We start from the raw sequence: 23,042 nt of genomic DNA, 5'->3' as shown, positions 1-23,042 counted from the left end.
GGTCTTCTGGCTATTGCTAAAAGCTATGACCAGTCATGCTTTTTTCATATTACAGGTAATCATTTTGATCATGCTATACTCAGGAAACTAAAAGTTAGAAGGAGATTTTTCTATGATACCATTTCGTAACGATCATGTTGGAAGCTTCCTACGTCCTGCGAACTTAAGTCAGGCACGTGAACAATATAAAACAGGCACTATTACATATGAAGAACTAAGAGATGTCGAAGATCAAGAGATTATCCGATTGATTGAAAAACAAAAAGAAAATGGCGTACTCGCGATTACGGATGGTGAGTTTCGCAGAAGCTGGTGGCACTTTGATTTCCTGGGTGGTTTAGACGGTGTAGAGCTGTATGAGGAAATTGATGGACCTAAATTCCATAACATGCAGACTCGCAAGGGCGGAATTCGAGTTGTGGGTAAGGTCGATTTCTCTACGCATCCCTTTGTGGATCATTTTAAGTTTTTGAAAAAACATGCAGGGGACGCCGTGGCAAAACAAACTATTCCAAGTCCGAATATGCTTCTCTATCGATTGGAAAACGGCGCCAACAGCTATACGGATCGGGAGCAATTCCTTCAGGATACGATTGCAGCATATCAAAAGGTCATTCAATCCTTTTATGACGCAGGATGTCGTTATCTGCAATTAGATGATACAGCTTGGGCAGACCTATTCTCAGAGGCTGGTCATGATAAACTGCGCGCTAAAGGGTTGGAACCGGCAGTAGAGTTGAAAACGATGCAACGCATGATTAATGAAACTTTGGCTTATAAACCGGCGGATTTAGTTGTGACGATGCATATTTGTCGGGGAAACTATAAATCCAACTTTTTCTCAACAGGTGGTTACGATTATGCTTCTGAAGTTATTTTTGGAGGCTTAAATGTAGATGGGTTATTTTTAGAATTTGACGATGAGCGCTCAGGTAGTTTCGAGCCATTAAAATATGTGAATCGAACAGATTTGAAAATCGTGCTTGGTTTAATCACATCGAAAACCGGCGAGTTAGAAAATAAAGAGCAGATTAAAGCCCGGATTGCAGAAGCAGCAACTTACGTTCCCCTTGATCAACTTTGTTTGAGCCCACAATGTGGCTTTTCTTCCACCGAGGAAGGCAACATTCTAACTGAAGAACAACAATGGCGTAAACTTCGTTACGTTAAGGAAATTGCAGAGGAAGTATGGAGTTAAGGGAGGGGATTTCATATGACAATTCAAGCAGATCAAGAGACAGTTACAGTTGAAGCCTTCATTAACGGTCAACATGTAAAATCCCTTTCGCAGTTAGCAAAAGAGAATCCGGCCAATCCAACTGAGATCGTAGGTTATTTCCCTGTCACGACCAAAGAACAAGCGGTCACCGCCATTGAAGCGGCGGCAGGGGCTTTTAAAACGTGGAAACAGACCTCCATTGGTGAACGCATTACTCGGATGCGCAAGGCGATAGAGAAAATTAGAGCAGCGGAGAATGATATTGTGCATTTGCTGTCCAGAGAGCATGGTAAGCCTCTGTATGATGCACACGGTGAAATTTTTGTTTCGCTGATGTGGATGGAGTTTGCTTGTAATGAAGCTGCATCCGTTCTGGCGGACGAGGTTCAGGAGCATGACCATGGTAAAACGATTGTATCCTATGATCCAATCGGTGTGGTGGCAGCGATTAGTCCATGGAACTATCCTATTGCTTTATCTACAATCAAGATCGCTCCTGCCTTACTTGCGGGCAACACGATTGTGCTTAAACCGAGTCCATATGCACCACTGGCGGCGGCGAAGGTGGCAGAGATTATCGCGAGTGAGTTCCCGGCTGGCGTAATCAATGTTGTATACGGTGATGCGGATGTGGGCGTTGAACTGACGAGTCATCCTCTTGTGACGAAAATCGCCTTTACAGGTGGAACTGCAACAGCGAAGCATATTATCAAAGCCGCTTCCGAAACGATTAAAGATATGACGCTGGAGCTTGGTGGGAATGATGCGGCAATCTTTTTGGAAAGCTTTGATGTTCAGGATGAGCGAGCGATGCGCCGAATTGTCATCTCTAATTTCTTGACAACAGGCCAAATCTGTATGATTGCCAAACGCGTATATGTACACCGTTCGATTTATAATGAATTTGTGGAAAAATATATAGAGGCAGCTAATCGCTGGATTCGAATTGGTGATCCTTTTGATCCAAACACGACGGTGGGGCCCGTTAATAACCTGAAGCAGAGAGAGTACGTGAATGGTCTGGTTGAAGATGCGCAGAAGCGCGGAGCCAAGGTCATCCCTCTCGGCCAAATCCTGGATCAAAAGCAGTTTGAACAAGGTTACTACCTGCAACCTACACTTGTTTTGGATTGCGATGCTCATGATCCGATTGTTGTGGAGGAACAGTTTGGTCCGACGGTTCCGGTTCTGCCATTTGACGATGAAGAGCAGGTTATTAAACTGCACAATGAGAGCATATATGGACTTACGAGTTCTGTGTGGGGAAAAGAAGAGGATGCCATCTCTTTGGCACGTCAACTCGAAGCTGGAACAACCATGATCAATACAGCTGCTGTGCAGGGGCTTGATGTTCGGTTCCCTTTTGGTGGCTTCAAGCAATCAGGTATTGGCCGTGAATACGGCGCAGAGGGTATTCTTACGTATACGGAAAAACATGTGATCAACGTTCCGAAGATGCTGGATCTTCCATATATACCTGAATAGATTTAATCGAATAACACACCACATCGACAGTGTGCAGGGAATAAATATGATGTGAAATTAGAATTAAACATTGAATGTAGGCTCTTCATTTGCGCTTTGTTTACTGATTGTTAATCAGTAGACAGGGCGCTTTTTTGCTTACATATAAGATTCTTAACCAATATTATAACGCTATAAATGTAGTACTTATTTAATGGAGGCAACTCAGTACATATCATCTCTAAAGGGCAAATATACGGGTGGTCAGAATTTGGTTAGACCTCTAATTTATAATGGTCAGGTATGCCAGTTTCGCCATAAATTTTAGAAATGGAGGAGATTCTCGTATTGAAGCAAAGACGCAATGTAGGTAAACCGCTATTGTCCTTATTTCTGGCAATTATGCTTGTTATGCAGACAGTGATGTTCTCCACTGCCGCATATGCAGAGAGTGTACCTAACGATAATGGAATGGGCGCAGTTAGCGAATCTGACTCGATGAGTATGGAAGAACCAACTTCAGTATCCGAGGCAGTATATGATGTACCCAACAATTCCATAATGCTGGCAGCTGTCCCAATGGATAAAACAGCAGTTTTTATGGAATCTAATGTATCCTTTCCGCTGGAGTTGAAGCAAGGGAATGTGGTCATTGATCTGAACGGTATTATTAAGGGACGACAACCATTTACGCTCAAATCGGAAGGGCTCAAGATACCTGTCAATGGAGATGATGCCAATCCAACGAATGCAGATCCTGAGAAATACATTCAAAAGGGTGACTGGATTGAGCTGAAAAGAGAAGATCACTTCAAGGAAGTCGTGCTTCCAACAGCGACCAGAACCTTGTATGCACAGACTGACTCAGGCACTAAACAACTGGGTACTACCTATTTTACTCCAAATAGCATTCGAGTTGTCTTTGATGGTGATGATAACTTTTTCAATGGTGTTGGACGAGGTGTTACTTTCAGTTTCGAAACGACAGCTGATGCAGATGTAACGGGATTGAATTATGGAGATAAAAAGCCTGTCAACATCTTTGGTAGTACATATCAGCTAGAGAATCCAAATGTTACAGCAGAGTACGGTATCACGTTAACCTCGCCTGGAATGATCAGGTGGGATCAATATAGTTATCGCGGAATTCAACCGGCCCAATTCGTAGAAGGCGCGATTACTTGGCAGTCAACCGTATCCGCATCCGATCAGTTTGATAAAACGATCAAATTGCCATTAGACGGGAAGACATTTTATACGAATCCCTCAGCATATAATACAAACCCTGGAAATTCACGCGGTATTTATATGGAGGGCTCCTTCAAAGTTAACGATCAGAACGTAGCACCAGTTGTTGGAGCAGACGGATCGCTGACTTACATTTTTCCACAGGGAACAGGTTTGGAACCAAAAGTAGAATATAAAACCTGGATTCCTAAGGAATCGTATTATTACGAGTATCGGAATCCACCAACCAATCTGGGACGTAACCACCGGGATATGAATGGTAAAGTGGAACTGAGACAAGACGATAGCATGCTGGTGCAGGCTGGGCTGGAGATGGCCTTTGCTCCCGACTGGATTCAATCCAGTGCTTCATACGATCATGCGAGTGAGACCATTACCTGGAAAGTCACAGTTAACCGATATAACAAAAATGGGTTGAAAGACTTTACGATTACCAATGGTTTACCTGCCGGGCTGAATTTTGTATCGGCTGAATGGCAAGAGGATGGTACCGAATCTGGATTAACACCCATTACACCAGATGCAAACGGTGTGTATTCTTTTGGAAATATTAACGGTAAAGTGGATTTAATTATTAAAAGCAAAGTAATAAGTGGTTCCAGCTTCAGAATCGATCCTCGCGCCAACTGGAATTTGGATACACCGGCTGGTATACAGAACAACGATGTAACGACGGGTAAATGGCCTGTAGCAGTAACGGACGAGGCCATCGTTAACATCGGCGCGCATAATTTCACCAAATCAGGTGCTGTTTCTACAGAGGATTATAACCAAGGTAGCATCACGTGGACGGTTAACCTTGCCCCACAATATGCTCTGCCGAATGCAGCGGTATATGATGTCCTTGTACATGGCGGTAGTTTGGACGTCTTGGACAATGCCGTAGATGTAAGTGGTGAAGTGAGTGCAGAAACCATTGCGAAAATCAAGGCGAATGTAACTTCCGCACAGCTTTGGAAGCAGTATAAGGCAGGAACGCTGAAAACGAGTGAAGCCAATCTGACGATGAAGGCAATCCCTTTAACGGTGGATGGTAAAGTGGTGGCGGATTTAATCAAGGTGACTGGATATACGGATAGTTCCGCATCCTTCAGCTTCCGTGCACTGGAGACCAACCCGGACATCCTTTTCAGACAGGACATCAACGTAGGCAAAACAAGTTCTAATCGCGCTTTGCTCATTGATGGTGAGAACGTAAGACAAACGCAAAACAATGCCAATCTTCACCTGCGTATGCTGAACAAGGATATGCTCTTTGCTTCAAGGCCGTTGAAAGTCGATGGCACACTTGAAAATGTTAGCCCAAATAACGTTAACAGTTACATTAGAAACGATAGTAATGATGCATGGACGATTTCTGCTTATGACCGGACAACCAAGACAGTCACCTTCCGTCTAGGGGTAAACATGCCCGGATATAACACAGAAGAAATGGCTAAAGATGGCGGTAATCGAGTCATTAGTAATATGAAGTTAGTGGACACATTGCCTGAAGGCTGGGAGTTTGTTCCCTTTTCCGAAGGTAAAGACTATGAGCTTTGGAAAGGATATTCCGACAACGGTTCAGGTACAGATTACGGTACGAGAAACGATGCCAAGAACATTATTGAACCAGGCACTGACGCTCATGTCGTAAGCTCCTTCACCCATAATGGCAACGTAGGAACGTTCACTTTCTCTAAATTGGAGAGTCCTTATGTGATCTTGGTGAAGGCAAGACCTTCTAACGAAGCTTTAGAGGAATATTTGAACGAATACACGACGAATGGCACGGACAAGCAAGTGGTATATAACAAAGCTGACCTCCATATGTCTTGGGGTGGAGTAGAAAAGATTGTCTCTGAACAGCGTAAGATTATCGTACCGATCCAGACTCTGGGCAAGTCGGTAACTAAACCTGTTCCAGGTGTGTTGGAATGGACAGTAAACTATACTCCGCCATTTAACATGAAGCAGGGCGTTTATCTGGAGGATACCCTGGGTGCAGGCATGAACTTACGTTATGAAGTTAACGGAAAGCTTGTGCTGACATCACCTAGTATGGCCGTCTACCCTGCTAAACTAACAGCTAGCGGTACTCTGGAACGAGGTGAAGCCCTCGACCTGAGCGATCCTAATAGCGAAGTTCAAGTAGAGGTTGCACCAGGTGCAGAGGGGACTACCGTCCTCAAATTCAAAATGAACAACCCGAATAAGTTTTACCAGTTTGTATACCAAACTGAAGTTGATCCTTCGAAAGCGAAAGCCGGAGACAAAATGGGCAACGAGGTAAAACTGAAGGGCGATGACAGTCTGAGTGCTGTCAGCGCTAGAAGTGAAAGTACACTGGACAGTTCAGACGTAGCAGGTAGTTCAAGCTCCAATGCCTTGTTGCCTCTGAGAAAAGTAGATCCGAATGGAAATCCGTTGAAAGATGTAGAATTTACACTCTATAAAAAAGACAGCGGAACTACAGTGATCAAAGGAAAAACCGATAATTTAGGGAAACTTAATCTTCTATTCCCTGACCCAGGCTACTATGAGCTGAAGGAAACATACATTGATACAAATACTTGGTTGCCTACAACAAAGATTTATCAAGTATATGTAGGTAATACACCGGGAAAACCTCTCTGGGTAGACGGGGTAAAAGTAACCTCGGATCAGCCACTGATTGTGCCAACACCTGCCCAAGGCAAGCTGACCATTACCAATAAGGTAGAAGGCAACGGCAGTGATCCGAACAAAGGGTTTGTATACACTGTGACCTTCACTGGTGAAGGTCAGGACGAAGAGTATGTCTATAAGAAATCGGATAATACGTCTGGAACGCTCAAAAATGGAGACAAGATCGTCCTCAAGCATGGGGAATCTGCAATACTTCCTGCTTTGCCTGCGAATCTGGTCTATACCGTGACTGAGGACGATTATACGACCGTTGATGGCTATACGACCACACCTGATACGAGAGAGCTGTCCGGCTCCATTGTGAACAAAGGTGATCATAAAGCGGACTTCATCAACGAACGAATCGTTAACAAGCTGACTATTAGTAATACGGTCATGGGCAACGGTGGCGATAAGACGAAGGAGTTCGAGTACACCATTCACTTTGAAGAAACAGGCAAAGATGAAAGTTACTCTTACATGAAGTCGGATAATAGTACAGGTACGATCAAGTCTGGCGACACCTTCCGCCTCAAAGACGGAGAGACACTGGATATTTCAGGCCTGCCTAAACATCTGAGATACACAGTTAGCCAAAAAGATTACACAACCGATGAATACATGACTACTCCTGAGGAACGGTATTATTCCGAGGTGATGAAAGGCATGGATGAAGAAGCTCCATTCACGAACGTGCGCGTTTTGAAGGGCGGACTACTCATCAGCAACACAGTGAAAGGCAAAGACGAAGATAAGAGCAAGCTGTTTAAGTACACCATCACCTTCACAGGTGAGGGATCAGATGAGTCCTACGCCTATGAGAAGTCAGATGGCAGCAAGGGCATGATCAAGAACGGCGATAGCTTCGAGCTTACCGATGGCCAGACACTTATTGTGCAAGGACTCCCTTCATCTCTCGAGTATACGGTAACGCAGGACGATTATACGAAAGATGGTTATGTGACAGACCCTGAACGTTTTGTTCACACGGGTGTGATTCCGGAGAAAAAAGCGGCTGAAGCTAAATTTAAAAATACTCGCCCTTATCTGGAAGGTGTACTGCGTGACAACAATACAGGAGAAGTCATTCCGAATGCATCCATCACGGTGACTGATCTGAAGACAGGTGAAGAGCTTCAGATTGAGACGAATGAGAAGGGTGAATATGCAGTCCCAGCCGTAGCTGATACGGACTACACGATCACATATACGAAGTTGTATCGGGTAGGCGGAAGAGATGTACCTGTTAAGTTTACACAAAAAGCAAATGTAAACAGCAGTGTTACAGACGAGACCATTCCAGCGGATATCACTGCTGTAGGTATCATTATGCTCAAACAAATGGACGGAACAACAGAGCTATTTAACAGCTTGCATACCAGCCATATGTATATCTACCTGAAAGACAGAGACGGTAATTATATTACGGAAAATGGTCGTCCTAAGGCTTTTCCAATGGCTTCGAACGGAACGTTCTCCGTGGAAGGCTTAAGCGAACAGAAGTACACCATGGAAGTTCGTTATCAAGTGGAGACGGGTGAGGAGTTGCTCCTCAAAGTAACGCAACTCGACGTGAAAGCTAACGGAGAGCTGAATATTTCTGAGGAATTAGTCGACCCTTACGGTACGGTCTACGATGAAACTACAGGAAATGCGAGCACGGGCAAGAAAATTGAAGGAGCCAAAGTTACACTGTATTATGCGGATACACAGCGGAATAGAGATAAAGGTCGCATTCCGGGTACAAAAGTAACACTTCCAGCGGTTCCAAATTTCCCGCCGCACGACAACAAGAGTCCAGAGCAGGATAGCGATGTCAATGGATTCTATGCGTACATGGTATTCCCTGAAGCAGATTACTATCTGGTTGTAACGAAGGATGGATACGAAACGCACACTAGCGGTACGATTTCTGTAGATTTTGACATTGTCAAATACGATGTGCCAATGAAGCCGATCCGTTCAGGTGGTGGCTCCGGTGGTAACAGCGGAGGCAACACTGGCAACAGTGGAACCGGCAACGGCACTCCAGGAACGAGCACTGGCAACAGTGGGACCGACCCTGGTATCCCAGGAATCAACAACGGTACTCCAGGAACGAGCAATGGGAACGGTGGGACCGATAATGGTATTCCAGGAACCAACAACGGTACTCCGGGAACGAACAATGGGAACAGTGGAACAGATAATGGTGTTCCAGGAACCGATAACAGTATCCCAGGAACTGACACTGGCAACAGCGGAACCAATAACGGTAATCCGGGAACGAACAACGGCAACACCGGAACCAATAGTGGTACTCCAGGAACAAACACGGGCAACATCGGAACCAACAATGGCAACGGTGGAGCGACCAAAGGTGACCAGGTTACGGATAACGTCAGCAACGAGTTGGACGATGCTCCGAAAACAGGGGACAACAGTATATCGCCAATGTTCTATATGATTTTGGCACTGATGTCCTTGATCACGATCGCTTTCTGTCTGCTCGGTAACAAGAAGAAAAAGCACATTTAATGACCGGAAAGGCGGTAAGAACATGAGCAAAACCAAAAAAATTCTTATCGCCATTTCCTCCCTTGTGTTGGTATTCTCTCTCATCGGTATTTCAAGAACGCTGCTGCGAGATTATGCTGAGCAACAGAAAATAGATGAGTTGGCGAACATGTGGGAGGAAGGGTCGAATAAAAACGGAGGGGATGCAATCCCCTCTTTTTTGTTCAATAAGAAGAAAAAGCGAGTCATGCTTCCTGAATTTCAAGTCCTTTACGAGCGGAATTCGGACATTGTGGGCTGGCTGAAGATTAACGGCACTCGAATTGAATATCCTGTCATGCAAAATCCACAGGATGCGGATTATTATCTGGATCATGATTTTGATAAAAAGGAGACCCAAGGTGGCCTTCCTTTTTTGGACAGGCATAGCCAGATCAGGGGTTCAGATATTTTGCTAATTCACGGACATCATATGAAAAGTGGCTGGATGTTTAAAGACCTAATGAAATACAAGAGTGAAAGCTTTTATAAAGAGCACGCTACATTCGAGTTTAGTACGCTTTACGAAAAGGAAGAGTACGAGATTGTTGCTGTGATTCTATCCAAAGTGTATCGTAAATCAGATGACGTGTTTAAGTACTATCAAATTGGGGATGTACAGACGTCCACTGAGTTTGATTCATATGTTCAGAATATCAAAAAACTCGCTCTTTACGACACAGGTGTAAACGCTCAGTATGGTGATAAACTTGTTGTACTGTCCACATGTGAATATTCGACTGAAAATGGCCGGCTAGCGGTAGTTGCTAAAAAGCGTTAAGGTCGATGACCAAACACCAAATGAATGGGTTTCATCTCGCGTGCTCTCTTTAGAGGACGCGACTTTTTATGTTGTCCCCTAACTTTTAATGAAGTTCCAGGAACGAGGTTAAACGTAGGTGGATTAGAGAGGAGTCTTCTTTATAATGGAGATGAGTGTTATACGCGAATAAACAAGTAAATATCAGATTCTGGAGAGGGAGTTGTAAAGTGCCGATAGAGAATCAAGCGAATATGTTGACGACTAGAGTAGAATCTATTCTTTATTATGCCAAACCGTTCTTAACCAGTGAACATAGAGCAGGCTGGATCGGCGGTAATGCACCCGAGTTTTTTGACGACCAATCTGAACTCATCCATGAGGGTAACCAAAAGTATGCTTTCTATCTGAGCCTTAACCATCCCTTCAAACCAGAGAGCATGATCTCGATCTTTATCCCTGAAAATTGTGAAAGCTATCTGGAAAATAACATCTATCCTGATTGCTCGATCAAGGTGATTGAACATCCTGTTTCAGCAGAAAGCATCCAGGGGTCCTTTACTCACAAGGATCTGATAAGACACTCCATCTCACACGGAGAACGAAGCAAGGACGAAGAATCAATGGAGCAGCCCTTTTTGATCAAGGTGGGCGGTAATCCGAGACTGATTCAGGATGAAGACTATTATTTTGCAAAACTCAAAAAAGAGTCACTATCATTCTTTTTCCAAGTCGATGAAGATGGTTATCCCGATACATTGATTCAAGAGGATGGCAATTATCCATTTGGTTTTGGTTCTCTATATATTTTCGCCAAAATGGGTACTGAAATAGAACACCCTGTAGCCGGTTTCTGTCAGTTTTCTTAAGTGCAATAGACCAAAATCGCATGAAATCCTTAACCGTCCTGTTCTCTGCAGCGGTTATTTGGGGAGAGGCGAATTGGAACGTCTCTGCTTCGTGATATGTAAATCCAAAGAGTACCTATAAACGCTACTGACATAACGTTGTCAGTGGCGTTTTTTTATAATCAGATCAGTGCAGCAAGGGAGACAGGTAAGTAACAAGATTTAGGGATAAATAATGTAGAAAATTAGGGAGGATGATCTGTTATGAATTTTGCTTCTGTACGTATCATTACTGACAATGTAGAGGGTCTTATGGCGTTCTATGAACACGTTCTTGGGGTTACAGCGGAGCGCCCTGCACCTGTATTTGCAGAGTTTGTTTTACCATCATGCACGCTTGCCATCGGGCACACCCAGACCACAACATTATTTGGGGTGGACGCTGAAAATGTAGCCGAGGCCATGAATCATCCGGTCATTTTGGAGTTTCATGTTGCTGATATCGAAGCGGAATACGTGCGCCTGAAAACATACATTCATGATTGGGTGCAACAACCAACCACAATGCCGTGGGGAAACCGCTCAATGCTATTTCGTGATCCGGATGGCAACATGGTAAACTTCTTTCAACCGATAACCAAAGAAGCGATTCAACGATTAAATGATAGACATTAACTTATAAATATACGCATAAAATCAAATCACGTCTTGTTTACGATTTTCAATAAATCAGTAGACAGGGCGTTTTTAAATCTGTATTTGGCGGAAAAAAGCAACTCATAACTACGGCAGCGATTCAGCTCCTAAGTATTTCCTTCTTGTGGTAATATAAGTGAGTCAGTACATATTCTGCGCTTTGGGAACGAAAAGATCAGCTTGAGTACGAGACATCAATGGATAGGGAGTGATTTTGAATGAGTCAGTTTCTTCAGATGGGAGCAAATACAACTTTAAGTGCGGCAAAAGGGAGTATCAAGATTAGCCACGAGATTTCGAATCTCATCGATGTTTCACTAACGGCCTTCCTTTTAACGGAGTCCGACAAGGTGCAAGGAGATAGCGGGATCATTTTTTACAATCAACCAACAAGTTCCACAGGTGTAGCCACTCTTTTACCCTCCGAGCAAGCAAGTAATACCAAAGTACATAGAATTGATTTCGATATGGATAAAGTTCCTGAAGGGATAACCAAAATAGCAATAACACTGACAGAGGATCATAACACAGGATTTTCGAATGTGAAAAATCTGACAGCTGAAATATGTACTGATAATACAGTTATTCAGTTATCTCCCTCCAGCTTCACGAACGAAAATGGAATCGTAGTTCTGGAATTATATTTAAGGAATGGACAAACCAAGGCAAAATCAATCTGGCGCGGATTTAATTCAGGGCTTGAAGGATTGTGTAAAAACTATGGTGTTGAGGTTGAAGCGGACGAACCAAGCAAACCTGCTGAGCCTCACATTACTCCAAATCCATCACCAAAAGTGTCTGATTCAATGAGTGGAGCTGCTGCTGATCAGACAAATACCCAATCATCTAAATCATCATTAAATCTTCAAAAGGTAACGGGTAAGATTAACCTCGAAAAAGGGCAAAAGTCAGTACTCATAGATAAAACACCAGAGATTACAGCTACAGTATCATGGGAGACTGGAACGGATTATGATATCTACGCTTTGGTCTACACCAAGGATGGTAAGCAGATTGATGTAGCTATGTTTGGTGCGAAGGGCGTACCGCCACTTCAAAGCTTTGGTAACGGTGCTGTAGAACATAAGGGTGATGTGGGGAGAAGTAACCAAGCCATTAAGACAGAGGTGATCAAGTTAAGATTAAGAGATGATATCCTCGCGGTTGTTCCTGTCGTTTATTCAGCTCAGTCCAATGGGACAGGTTCTTTCTACAGATACAAGGTCTCGATGAGTATAGATAATCATGAGGGAACCTCTGTTACGATCTCGGCTAAGAATGCTAATAACAATGATAAGATATATACCTGTGTACCAGGAATACTGTATAACACACCAGACGGTGTAATCATAAGTCCATTGGAGCTTTATAGTAAGCCTAATTCAGAGAATAGGCCCAAGCTCAAGATGGGATCTTCCAAAATGGTAGAAGTGATCATGGATAAAGGGCCGATGAATGACTATAAATAATCAAATGGTTCGTTCAAGTTAACTGTCCCACAAATCTGTGCATGAAATGTCGGATGTGAACATTCCACTCTTGATATTCTATACCTGAAAGGAGGTCATTTGGATGGATTCGCTGGCCAATCTGAATAGAGCCTTACAGTATATTGAAGATCATCTTGAGGAAGACATCGATCTGAAGGAAGCAGCGAAACGGGCACATTGTTCAGACTATCATTTTTCAAGAATGTTTTCCTTTCTTGCAGGCATTCCGTTGTCGGAATACATCCGGAGGAGGCGTCTGACTCTCGCGGCATTCGAACTTCAAGCTGGAGATTTAAGAATTGTGGATGTGGCAGTGAAATATGGTTATCGATCAGCTGATGCTTTCTCCAGAGCTTTCCAAGCATTGCACGGAATAACGCCATCATCGGTCAGGTCGCATGTGTCGTCTTTAGTAGCCTATCCACGAATGACCTTCCAATTAACTGTTCAGGGAGGAAATGCAATGAACTATCGTGTTGTTGAGAAGGAATCGTTCTATATTGTAGGCATAATGAAGAGGGTACCCATTCAATTTGACGGGGTGAACCCGGAAATTGCATCAATGTGGCAAAGCTTAACCAGTGAAGATATTGGTGAATTGAAACAACTTTCCAATGTTGAGCCACAGGGATTAATTTCAGCTTCGGTGCATTTTTCTGAAGGGCGAATGGAGGAAAGAGGAGAGCTGGACCATTATATAGGTGCTGCTACATCATCCAAGGAGTTTCCTGAGAGATTTGCAAAGTTAGAGGTTCCCGCAATGACGTGGGCCGTCTTCGAAGCGGCTGGACCTTTCCCGGAAACGTTACAACAGGTATGGGGTCGAATCTATTCCGAATGGTTTCCTTCTGCCAGCTATGAAGTGGCGGAAGGACCGGAAATCTTATGGAATGAAGGTAAAGATGTGTCATCTCCCAACTTTAAGAGCGAGATTTGGATACCTGTTATTCCAAGATAATAGAATAGTAGTGCGGTTACTTGTATTTAAGGCCATCCATCAGAGGATGGCCTTAAACGTATGTTTGAACACAGCATGGTAAACCCTGATCCAAGTATAGGGGAATTTTTATAGAGCTATGTAAAGTTCACCTAAGATATTCATTGCCTATATCCCGCATCATTCGAGTGGTATCCTTTTCTTATGTCAGATGCGCACCTGATGAGTCTTAATTGAGAAAAGGAGAAGAAGAGATGAGTAAGGACCACATGATTCGTTCGATGTTATCTGAAAAAGTAAATATGACGCCGAATGGACGTATCGCTGATCAATTAAACCTGGAAGAGTTTGCGGAGTGCCACGAGCTATTTTTTGACAAGATCATGGAAATTCATGTATCTGATATCCAGGGAATTGAGGGCTACGGTGAATTTGATGAGGAATGCAAAACAGAATACGAGAGTTGTAAAGAATTTCTGATCGAAACATTCGCAGAACCTCAAGAGGGCTATTGGTACAATTGGCAGGAGATGTTCGAGACAACGATACTTGATCGTGAATTTTTTGAAACATATTTGCAGGAAATGAAGGATAGAATCCCGTATTGTGAGGGGAAACGCTATTTGGTCTATAACAATACATTCTTCGTTAATCTGATCACGGATGGCAAAACGACGGTTGGATTCCCTGACTGGAGCAGATCCGGCATCGGCGATTTTCTTCTCGATTTTGTAATTATGGATTTAAATAAGCCATACTTGCGTATTCCAGAATTATTATTTGATTACTGCAAAAAAAGGGAGATTGTCATACCCGATTTTCAGGAAAGATTTCTATGTATGGCTTATTATAAAGGCATTGATGTCTTGCGCTGGCACGCATCTATTGATGATACGGAGTCCTGCCGGTCCATTATGAAGTCTATCAGTGAACTAAAAGATCGAATTTACGCTTTATAGATGGTGATATTATGAAATATATCAATGCTAGCGATGTTCTTCCCGAGGAGCTGATGAAAGAAGTTCAGAAGTATGCGGCAGGCAAACTATTGTATATTCCTTCCGGGGAGGAAAAAAAGGGTTGGGGCGAAACGTCGGGTTACCGAACTCAACTCAAAAAGCGCAATCGAATGATCCGAAATAAGTACGCTCATGGGCTCACTGTATCAGAACTTGCGGACGAATATTATTTATCTCTGGACTCCATTAAGAAAATCATCTACTCGAAGCATACCGATGCACAATTAACGTATTCTCCGACACTAGAATCAGCTGTAAGCTATGCCAATACCGGCATGCTTGAAGAATGGATACAATGCTATTTGTTGCTCACTTGCCAGGCCTCTCCCGATGTGCAGGGACTCATAAAGGAAGATGGTTTATACTTTGGAGTGGTGCAGTTTCCATTACGCCTTATTCAGTATGAAGAATTCGATAACGTGGAGAACGTAGCAAGCGAAAGTGATGATACATCGATGTCCCCACCACTTCTTATTCAGTATAGGGAAGGAAAGTTTCATTGCATGATGCAGAAGGGATTGCTCGCTTCGTTGAAACAAAGCAAAATAAATGCCTATCCCTCCATCATTGTATTAAAAGAAAACGCCGAGTATAAAAGATTCATGAAACATTTCGGCAATGTATTCATTTTTGTTAATAAAGTTTGATTTAATAGCTGGGCCATCCTGTAAAGGAGGCCCTTAATGTAATTGGGAAAATGATATTCTTTCTTTTTAATCTACAAAGTTTAGTAGTAAAGCAAACATTGTGCAGTTTATCCTACGCCATCACTTTCTAACAGGGAGTAAAAATTATCGCGGTCTTCATCATCTAATTTGCCAAGCGTCCGCACCTTGACCATTGCATGCCCGCCAAACAGGTCGATCTCTTCGCCATAATTGTTGTAGAGAGCAATCATATTGCCATCCTGATTTATCTCCATATACCCGTAACAAGTTGCCTCAGGCACTTCGCCATAAAAGAGAAAAAATTGGATTTTATCCACGCTGTTCATGTAAAGCTCCTTTCTTAATTCCTCATCAATCTGAACAATATTTTACGTGATATCGGATGAATTGAAAAAAGTGATATTGCCCTGCATATCCGGAAATTCATTACTGTATAGAAAGAATAGAGGGGGGCTCGCTCGTTATATCGCTCATTCGCACATTATTTCTTGACGAGAGGGGATTTGGGGAGTATTATAACGTGCCGGTTTTTACAAGGTCTATCCATAAAAATAAGAACAATCTTACGTCCTGTTTACGGTTATCAACAAACCAGTAGATAGGGCGTTTTTCGTTCGTTAAGTTGAACGTAGCAACAGGCGAGGTATAACCCCAAAAAAGCATCTGGCACCCTCACTCTCTCACAGAGCAAAAATCAAGGGTGCTAGATGTTCGTGATCTGCAAGTTTTTGCGATAGGAGCGCGGGGTTGTACCAGTCTCTCTTTTGAACATGTTGCAGAACTGAGCATCATTCACGAATCCAGCCTCGGCGGAGACATCCGAGATGGACATCTGTGTGCTGGCAAGCAGATGCTTTGCGTAATCCAGGCGTTTGATTAGCATATATCGAGAAGGGGAGGCTCCGTATTTCTCTTTGAACAGATGCCGGAAGCGATCATAGCTATATCCGGACATGTTCGCTAACATCTCGATGGAGAGACGTTGTGTGAAATGTTCATTTATATATGAAAGCACATGTTGGAGTCGATCTCCGGAGAACAGAGGGTACATGCTGTTACCTCCACGATGGAGCAAGTGCAGTAACATATGGTGTAGACGGTCGTTCAGGTAGTCCTGAGCACCTTCACCCCGCCGTGTATATTCCGTGTTCAACTGTAGCATGTAGTTATAGATGTTATGCTCCCGGTCATCCTGATGCATGCCTTGCAGCTCGGCAATTTCGGACAGATCCGTCTGAAATCCAACAAAAAGTACCTCAGCGTCCCCGCGATGATCCTCATCATGCTGTTGGTGTGGCGGAATAAGTGCATAGGTTCCAGCTTGAAAATGGTAGTTATGTTCTCCAATCATGGATGTCCCGTTCCCTTTAAAATAATATACCAACTCATAACATTCATGGTGATGAGGGATGATATGTGTGAACCGGGCATGTTCGGCTCTGACAACATATAGAACTTGATCCATTATTGTTTTCCCCCTAATTTCGACAATTAGCCGAATCGTACAAAAAAGCGACCGAAATCATATAAATATAATGGCTTGATTTTGTTATGATCATACTCATAAACGAATGTTAAACAGAAGTGATAGTTTATACGTTCGGTTATAGCTGTAAAGAAAACGCATTACAATTCAGAATTAGGTTTTAATTTACATGATTTATAAAGCTGGGCTGTAAGCACGACAGATTATCCATGATTTTAACAACAAACAGGGGTGTGAGTAAAGAACATGAAGAAGAATGCGTTGGTAATTTGTATGGTAGCGTTGTTGTTGCTTCTGTCCGCATGTGGAGGTAAGAAGGGTACAACAGGTGAAACGGGTTCAGCAGGAACGGGGAATGGCGGTGAGCAGACCAATCAACTGAAAGTGGTATTGCTGATTCCAGGTACACTGGGAGACAAATCCTTCTTCGACGCTGCTAATCATGGTCTTGAGCTAGTTAAGTCCGAACTGGGCGCTAAGACCAAGGTCATTGAAATGGGTGCAGACAAAACAAAGTGGGAGCCAACGTTTAACGATATTTCTGCTGAGGACTGGGACATCGTCATTTCTGGTGGCTCTGAAATTACAGAAATGTTTAATGCTGCTGCGGAGCAGCATCCGGATAAAACGTTCATTAACTACGATACAGACATCGAGGATGCCCCGGCCAATGTATATAATATGTCCTATTCTACTAATGAAGTATCCTTCCTGGCGGGAGCGGTTGCGGCGCTCACGACCAAGTCGGACATGCCAAATGCAAACAAGGACAACCTGATCGGTTTCCTGGGCGGGATGGACATTCCCGGTATCAATGCTTTTCTCGTCGGTTACATTGAAGGAGCTAAGTACGTAGATCCAAATATTAAGGTCGCTGTATCTTATGCTGGTGATTTCGTCAATCCGGCCAAAGGAAAAGAACTTTCCCTTATTCAATATAACTCGGGAGTTGACGTGATTTTTAACGTAGCGGGCGGTACAGGCCTGGGGATTTTTGATGCAGCCAAGGAAAAAACCAAGTATGCGATCGGCGTGGACTCGGACCAGGCTGCGTTGCTCAAAGAGACAGACCCTGCCAAAGCTAACCTTATCATTACTTCTGCGATCAAAAAGATCGACACTTCGATTTTGGAAGCCGTGAACCAGGCGAAAGAGGGCAAGCTGGAGACAGGAAAGCGCCAGGTGATGGGCTTTGTCGAGAACGGTGTTGGTATTGCGGAGAATGACATCTATACAAGTGTATTCCCTGCTGATCTGCAAGCGAAAGTAGAAGAGATCAAGAAGAAACTTGAAAACAAAGAGATTAAGGTATCCAATGCGATGGGCATGGAAACCTCAGAGATCGAAGCGATCCGTAATAGCGTGAAGCCATAAGATAAGCATAAACATTCGTTTACTGGATAGGATCATCGGAGTGAAATAACCGAGTGTATGTTGTACAGCTGGAGATGTAGTCATGATCATTGATGCATTTTCGGCTGTACATTTTTTGTGCACATTGCTAGTAGAGAGGAGCAACCCGACATGTCCGGCGCACTGTTGGAAATGCGTAATATTTCAAAGGTTTACCCCAATGGGGTGGTCGCTAACAAGAATGTTCAGTTCTCCTTGCAGGAGGGAGAGATTCATGCCATCGCCGGGGAGAACGGGGCGGGCAAGTCTACATTGATGAAGATGATGTTTGGCATGGAAGAGCCGAGCGAAGGCGAGATTTTGTTAAAAGGAAAACAGATCAAGCTTGGCAACCCTCAGGATGCTATTGCGCTTGGAATCGGTATGGTGCATCAACACTTCATGCTCGTTCCTTCCTTCACCGTGGCTGAGAATATGGTGCTCGGCATGGAGCCGAGACGCGGTGTGGGCATTCATTATGCAGAAGCTGTCCGCATGACGGAGGAAACGGCGCGCAAGTACAATCTGTCCGTGAATCCAAGGGCCAAGGTTGAGGATTTGAGCGTAGGGATGAAGCAAAAGGTAGAGATTTTGAAAGCTCTGCTACGTGGTGCAGAAATACTCATTCTGGATGAGCCTACAGCCGTACTAACTCCACAGGAGACAGAAGAGTTGTTCCGAGAGTTGAAGCTGCTGAAAGAAAAAGGACATACGATTGTGTTTATCTCGCACAAGCTGAAAGAAGTGAAAGCGATCTGCGATAGAATTACCATTTTGCGTGGCGGACGTACCGAGGGTGTGCTTAACATTGCAGATGTGACAGAACAGGAAATATCACGGCTAATGGTTGGACGGGATGTTGTGCTTAAGTATGACAAGACGCAGAAGAATTATGGTGAGCCTGTACTGTCTGTGCAGAATTTAGGGGCAGTTGATCCCGAAGGCAAGGCACTGTTGTCGGATATCAGCTTTCATGTTCGTGCAGGAGAAATTGTCGGGATTGCTGGTGTAGAAGGCAATGGGCAAAGTCAGCTCGTAGAAGCACTGACTGGAAGCTTGGGGAACCGCTATGCAGGCGGCAAGGTCGAAATGAAGGGAAAGGATATTCATTCACTCGGTATCCGTGAGATTCGTGGGCTCGGCGTCTCCTACATCCCGGAAGACCGGATGCGCCAGGGGTCAGCTGGTGAGGCAAGTATTGCAGACAATCTGATCTCCACCCGGTACCGTTCGAAATTGCTGAATAGAGGGCCGCTCCTTAGTATGTCATCCATTCAAAAGCTGGCAAGTTCTCTGGTGGAGGAATTCAAGGTTCGTTGCTCCGGCCCGTCACAGCCAATCGGTATGTTGTCAGGAGGCAATATGCAAAAGGTAGTCGTTGCCCGTGAGTGCTCAACCGAACCGGATCTGCTCATAGCAGAGCAACCTACGCGGGGGGTGGACATTGGAGCGGCACAGTTTATCCATCAGAAGTTGCTGGAGCTACGGGATGCGGGCTCTGCAATTGTGCTTGTATCGGCTGATCTGAATGAAATTCTGGAAATGAGTGATACACTGCTTGTGTTATATGACGGCAAGATTGCCGCCCGGTTGGATTCGCCGTCAAGCGTCAGCGAAGAGGAGCTGGGTCTCTACATGCTTGGGATTCGTGAGCAGCAGGAGCAGTATGAGGAGGAGGCTTCCCCATGATCCGATTAAAATATTTTGAAGTATACCGCACGGCAGCAGTCATTCTTATTTCTTTAGCTATTGCATTTATTATTATCTCTCTGGTGAGCAGCCAGCCTGTAGAGACTATCCGCATCTTCCTGTTTGAGCCGCTGTCCACCTTAAGCCGCATGGGCAATGTTGTGGAAATGGCAATCCCGCTCATGTTTACAGGGCTGTCGGTGTCACTCCTGTTTAAAACGAACATGTTCAATTTGGGCGCAGAAGGCATCTTTTATATCTCAGGTATTGTTGCTGCCATTCTGGCTATTCATCTAAGCATGAACGGAATTATGCACCCGATCGTGGCGATTGGAGCGGGTTCGATTGTGGGTGCACTACTCTCAGCTATTCCCGGTTATCTAAAGGCCAAATGGAATGCCAATGAACTGGTCACATCACTGATGTTTAATAGCATCTTTTTTGGAATTGGCTTGTATCTGTTGAATTATCACCTGCGGGATGCCAAGGCGTTCTCGAATGTATCTTATAAATTTGCCGAGACGGCACAGCTGGACAAAATAATGCCAGGCACACGGCTGCATACCGGACTGATCATTGTGCTGGTGTTGATTGTTCTTGCTCATTATTTCATGTATCGCACGAAGTGGGGATATGAGCTGCGCATGACGGGAGCCAACCGCGAATTTGCTGGATACTCCGGTATGAAAACAGCAAAAGTCATCATTCTGGTGCACCTAATTGCAGGTTTTATTGCCGGTATGGGTGGTTCGGTCGAAGTGCTGGGCATGTATAATCGCTTTCAATGGACGGCATTGCCGGGATATGGACTGGATGGTGCACTTGTGGCCATGCTTGCCAAGAACAATCCTCTTTCCGTCATTGGTGCCGCACTCTTCCTCGCCTATATTCGTATCGGTGCGGACCTGATGGCTCGTTTGTCGGATGTGCCTTCCGAGATGATTTCCATTATTCAAGCAGTCATTATTTTGCTGATCTCTGCGGAGCAGTTCTTGAAATTCTGGAAGAATCGGATGCTGCTGAAGGAGGCCAAACTGCATGAATAGCCTGCTGAACGTCATTTTAACGACGGATTTTGCCTTCTCTGTATTACGGGTTACTACTCCGATTTTGTTCGCGGCTTTAGGTGCATTGATCTCCAATCGAGCTGGGATCATCAACATTGGTATGGAGGGAATCATGCTCGTATCCGCACTGGCGGGGGTTGTTGTCAGCTCATACACGGCCAGTGCCTGGATCGGATTACTTGGCGCAGTGCTGTCGGGTACGGCGATTGCCGGAATGCTTGCTTTCTTCACCCTTAAATTCAAGACGCATATTATTCTCGGCGGCGTTGCCATCAATATGTTTGCATCAGGGGGAACGGTGTTTCTACTGTACTTGCTTAGTGGTGACAAAGGTTCATCTACGTCCTTGCCGAGCAAGGTGCTGCCTAGTATAGATATTCCCCTGTTGCAACAAATTCCGGTGCTCGGCCCGATTCTGTCAGGGCATCATATTTTGACATATGCTTCCATTCTAGCCGTTATTGCCGTCTATTATTTATTAAAACGTACGCCACTAGGTCTGCAAATTCGTTCCGTCGGTGAGAATCCGCATGCGGCACAGTCGGTTGGTGTCAGTGTGGTGAAAATTCAGTATATGGCTTTGTTGCTGAGTGGATTCTTTGCCAGTTTGGGTGGTGCCTACATGTCGATGGGATATTTATCTCTATTCACCAGAGATATGATCGCTGGCCGGGGCTGGATTGCCATCGCAGCGGAGTCTATGGGACGCAGTACAACCGTAGGCACAGCCCTGACCTCACTGCTATTCGGTGGAGCGGAGGCACTGGCTAATGCATTGCAGGTGCTCAAGATACCGGCTGAGTTAATCGGTACATTGCCTTATGTAGCCACCGTGATCGGACTAATTGTTTATGCGATTGCTGAGACACGTAAGAAGCGGCGTAAATTCGCACAAAAAACGAACTGAGGAGAGAACAATGACAAAACCTATAATTATTGACTGTGATCCAGGACATGACGACGCAATTGCCATTTTGCTGGCGCTGGCTAACCCAGAGCAGCTGGAGATTAAGGGCATCACAACAGTGGGCGGCAACCAGACCTTAGAGAAGATTACGAATAATGCGCTCAAAATTCTCAGTTTTGTCGGAGCGGATATCCCGGTAGCGAAAGGAGCGAAGGGGCCGCTGTTGGGTTCCTTAGTGACGGGAGAGGAAGCCCATGGTGAATCGGGAATGGACGGCCCTGTACTTCCGCCAAGCCGCTTTCGGGCAATTGAAGAAGGGGCTGTAGAGTTTATACGAAATCTGTTGCTGTCTTCGGATGAGCCGATCACCCTTGTGCCCATTGGCCCGTTGACCAATATTGCTACCCTCATTCGTGCGTATCCTGAACTGAAGTCACGGATTGCGGGCATTTCCATGATGGGTGGAGGCATTGCTTATGGAAATGTAACTCGTACAGCAGAGTTTAACATCTATGTTGACCCGGAAGCGGCCCAAATTGTATTTGAATCAGGAATTCCGATCACGATGAGTGGACTGGATGTGACGGATAAAGCGGCTATTTTTGACGAGGAGATTGAGGCTTTGAAAACACGCGGCCCCGTATCAGTTATGGTTGGGGAACTGCTGGACTTCTACTCGATTTACGGCAAAAAGATGGGTTACCATGGCAATGCCCTGCATGATCCGTGTGCCATTGCATGGCTGCTTCAGCCTCAGCTGTTCCAAAGCAAAATGCTGGACGTGACGATCGAAACCCAAGGAACGCACACACGCGGGATGACCGTGGGCGACTTGCGCACCAAGACAGATCGCGAGCCTAATGTGAACGTACTGCTAGATGTTGACCGTGATGCCTTCATTCGTCTCATCTATGATGCACTTGCTATCCTGGACGCTCGTGTAGAGCAATCTCCACAAGGGGATTCTTAAT

Annotated in this window: 16 protein-coding genes and 1 pseudogene; 15 read left to right on the top strand and 2 right to left on the bottom strand. The window is 44.6% G+C overall.

The genetic code is table 11. The features are described from left to right. Positions 1-112 precede the first annotated feature (112 nt). From J2T16_RS16360 to J2T16_RS16315, 10 genes and pseudogenes are all read left to right on the top strand, one after another. A complete protein-coding gene (locus J2T16_RS16360) occupies positions 113-1,198 on the top strand; it encodes a 5-methyltetrahydropteroyltriglutamate--homocysteine S-methyltransferase (protein WP_499018787.1) in 1,086 nt (361 codons plus the stop codon). A 15-nt stretch (positions 1,199-1,213) separates the two neighbouring features. Further along, entirely contained in the window at positions 1,214-2,704 is a 1,491-nt protein-coding gene (locus J2T16_RS16355; protein WP_154889712.1) for an aldehyde dehydrogenase family protein, read from the top strand. A gap of 327 nt (positions 2,705-3,031) precedes the next feature. Continuing rightward, positions 3,032-9,094, top strand: coding sequence for a carboxypeptidase-like regulatory domain-containing protein (locus tag J2T16_RS16350; RefSeq protein WP_499018786.1), 6,063 nt, complete (start codon positions 3,032-3,034; stop codon positions 9,092-9,094). Positions 9,095-9,116: 22 nt separating this feature from the next. After that, positions 9,117-9,893: a class B sortase gene (locus tag J2T16_RS16345; protein WP_499018785.1), complete on the top strand. Its 777-nt coding sequence runs from the start codon at positions 9,117-9,119 to the stop codon at positions 9,891-9,893. Between the two features lie 209 nt (positions 9,894-10,102). Further along, a complete protein-coding gene (locus J2T16_RS16340) occupies positions 10,103-10,741 on the top strand; it encodes a hypothetical protein (RefSeq protein ID WP_499018784.1) in 639 nt (212 codons plus the stop codon). A gap of 243 nt (positions 10,742-10,984) precedes the next feature. Then, positions 10,985-11,395, top strand: a complete 411-nt coding sequence (locus J2T16_RS16335) for a VOC family protein (protein ID WP_308723248.1) — start codon at positions 10,985-10,987, stop codon at positions 11,393-11,395. Positions 11,396-11,634: 239 nt separating this feature from the next. Beyond that, positions 11,635-12,885: a TerD family protein gene (locus J2T16_RS16330; RefSeq protein WP_221787646.1), complete on the top strand. Its 1,251-nt coding sequence runs from the start codon at positions 11,635-11,637 to the stop codon at positions 12,883-12,885. 103 nt (positions 12,886-12,988) lie between these two features. After that, positions 12,989-13,864, top strand: a complete 876-nt coding sequence (locus tag J2T16_RS16325) for an AraC family transcriptional regulator (protein ID WP_221787645.1) — start codon at positions 12,989-12,991, stop codon at positions 13,862-13,864. 260 nt (positions 13,865-14,124) lie between these two features. Next, entirely contained in the window at positions 14,125-14,802 is a 678-nt protein-coding gene (locus tag J2T16_RS16320; protein ID WP_499018781.1) for a hypothetical protein, read from the top strand. An 11-nt stretch (positions 14,803-14,813) separates the two neighbouring features. Then, positions 14,814-15,071, top strand: a pseudogene (locus J2T16_RS16315) (CD3324 family protein); the annotation flags it as partial. 545 nt (positions 15,072-15,616) lie between these two features. Here J2T16_RS16315 and J2T16_RS16310 read toward each other — a convergent pair. Together J2T16_RS16310 and J2T16_RS16305 are read right to left on the bottom strand one after the other, a co-directional pair. Then, positions 15,617-15,856: a hypothetical protein gene (locus J2T16_RS16310; RefSeq protein ID WP_221787642.1), complete on the bottom strand. Its 240-nt coding sequence runs from the start codon at positions 15,854-15,856 to the stop codon at positions 15,617-15,619. Positions 15,857-16,233: 377 nt separating this feature from the next. Then, a complete protein-coding gene (locus tag J2T16_RS16305; RefSeq protein ID WP_499018779.1) occupies positions 16,234-16,995 on the bottom strand; it encodes a helix-turn-helix domain-containing protein in 762 nt (253 codons plus the stop codon). Between the two features lie 267 nt (positions 16,996-17,262). On the opposite strand from J2T16_RS16305, the gene J2T16_RS16300 reads away from it, so the two are divergent. The 5 genes from J2T16_RS16300 to J2T16_RS16280 all read left to right on the top strand — a co-directional run bounded on the left by J2T16_RS16300 (position 17,263) and on the right by J2T16_RS16280 (position 23,041). Beyond that, positions 17,263-18,390, top strand: a complete 1,128-nt coding sequence (locus J2T16_RS16300) for a BMP family ABC transporter substrate-binding protein (RefSeq protein WP_154889727.1) — start codon at positions 17,263-17,265, stop codon at positions 18,388-18,390. A 150-nt stretch (positions 18,391-18,540) separates the two neighbouring features. Next, entirely contained in the window at positions 18,541-20,097 is a 1,557-nt protein-coding gene (locus tag J2T16_RS16295; RefSeq protein ID WP_154889729.1) for an ABC transporter ATP-binding protein, read from the top strand. After that, positions 20,094-21,143: an ABC transporter permease gene (locus J2T16_RS16290; protein WP_154889731.1), complete on the top strand. Its 1,050-nt coding sequence runs from the start codon at positions 20,094-20,096 to the stop codon at positions 21,141-21,143. Before J2T16_RS16295 ends, J2T16_RS16290 begins: the two co-directional genes overlap by 4 nt. After that, positions 21,136-22,071, top strand: coding sequence for an ABC transporter permease (locus J2T16_RS16285; protein ID WP_154889733.1), 936 nt, complete (start codon positions 21,136-21,138; stop codon positions 22,069-22,071). The genes J2T16_RS16290 and J2T16_RS16285 overlap by 8 nt, the downstream gene beginning before the upstream one ends. A gap of 10 nt (positions 22,072-22,081) precedes the next feature. Continuing rightward, a complete protein-coding gene (locus tag J2T16_RS16280; protein ID WP_154889735.1) occupies positions 22,082-23,041 on the top strand; it encodes a nucleoside hydrolase in 960 nt (319 codons plus the stop codon). Position 23,042 lies beyond the last annotated feature (1 nt).

The sequence above is a fragment of the Paenibacillus intestini genome (assembly GCF_030803945.1).
Classification (GTDB): Bacteria; Bacillota; Bacilli; order Paenibacillales; family Paenibacillaceae; genus Paenibacillus; species Paenibacillus polysaccharolyticus.
Note: the sequence above shows the minus strand (reverse complement) of the source record. Positions and strands in the feature narration are given on the sequence as shown.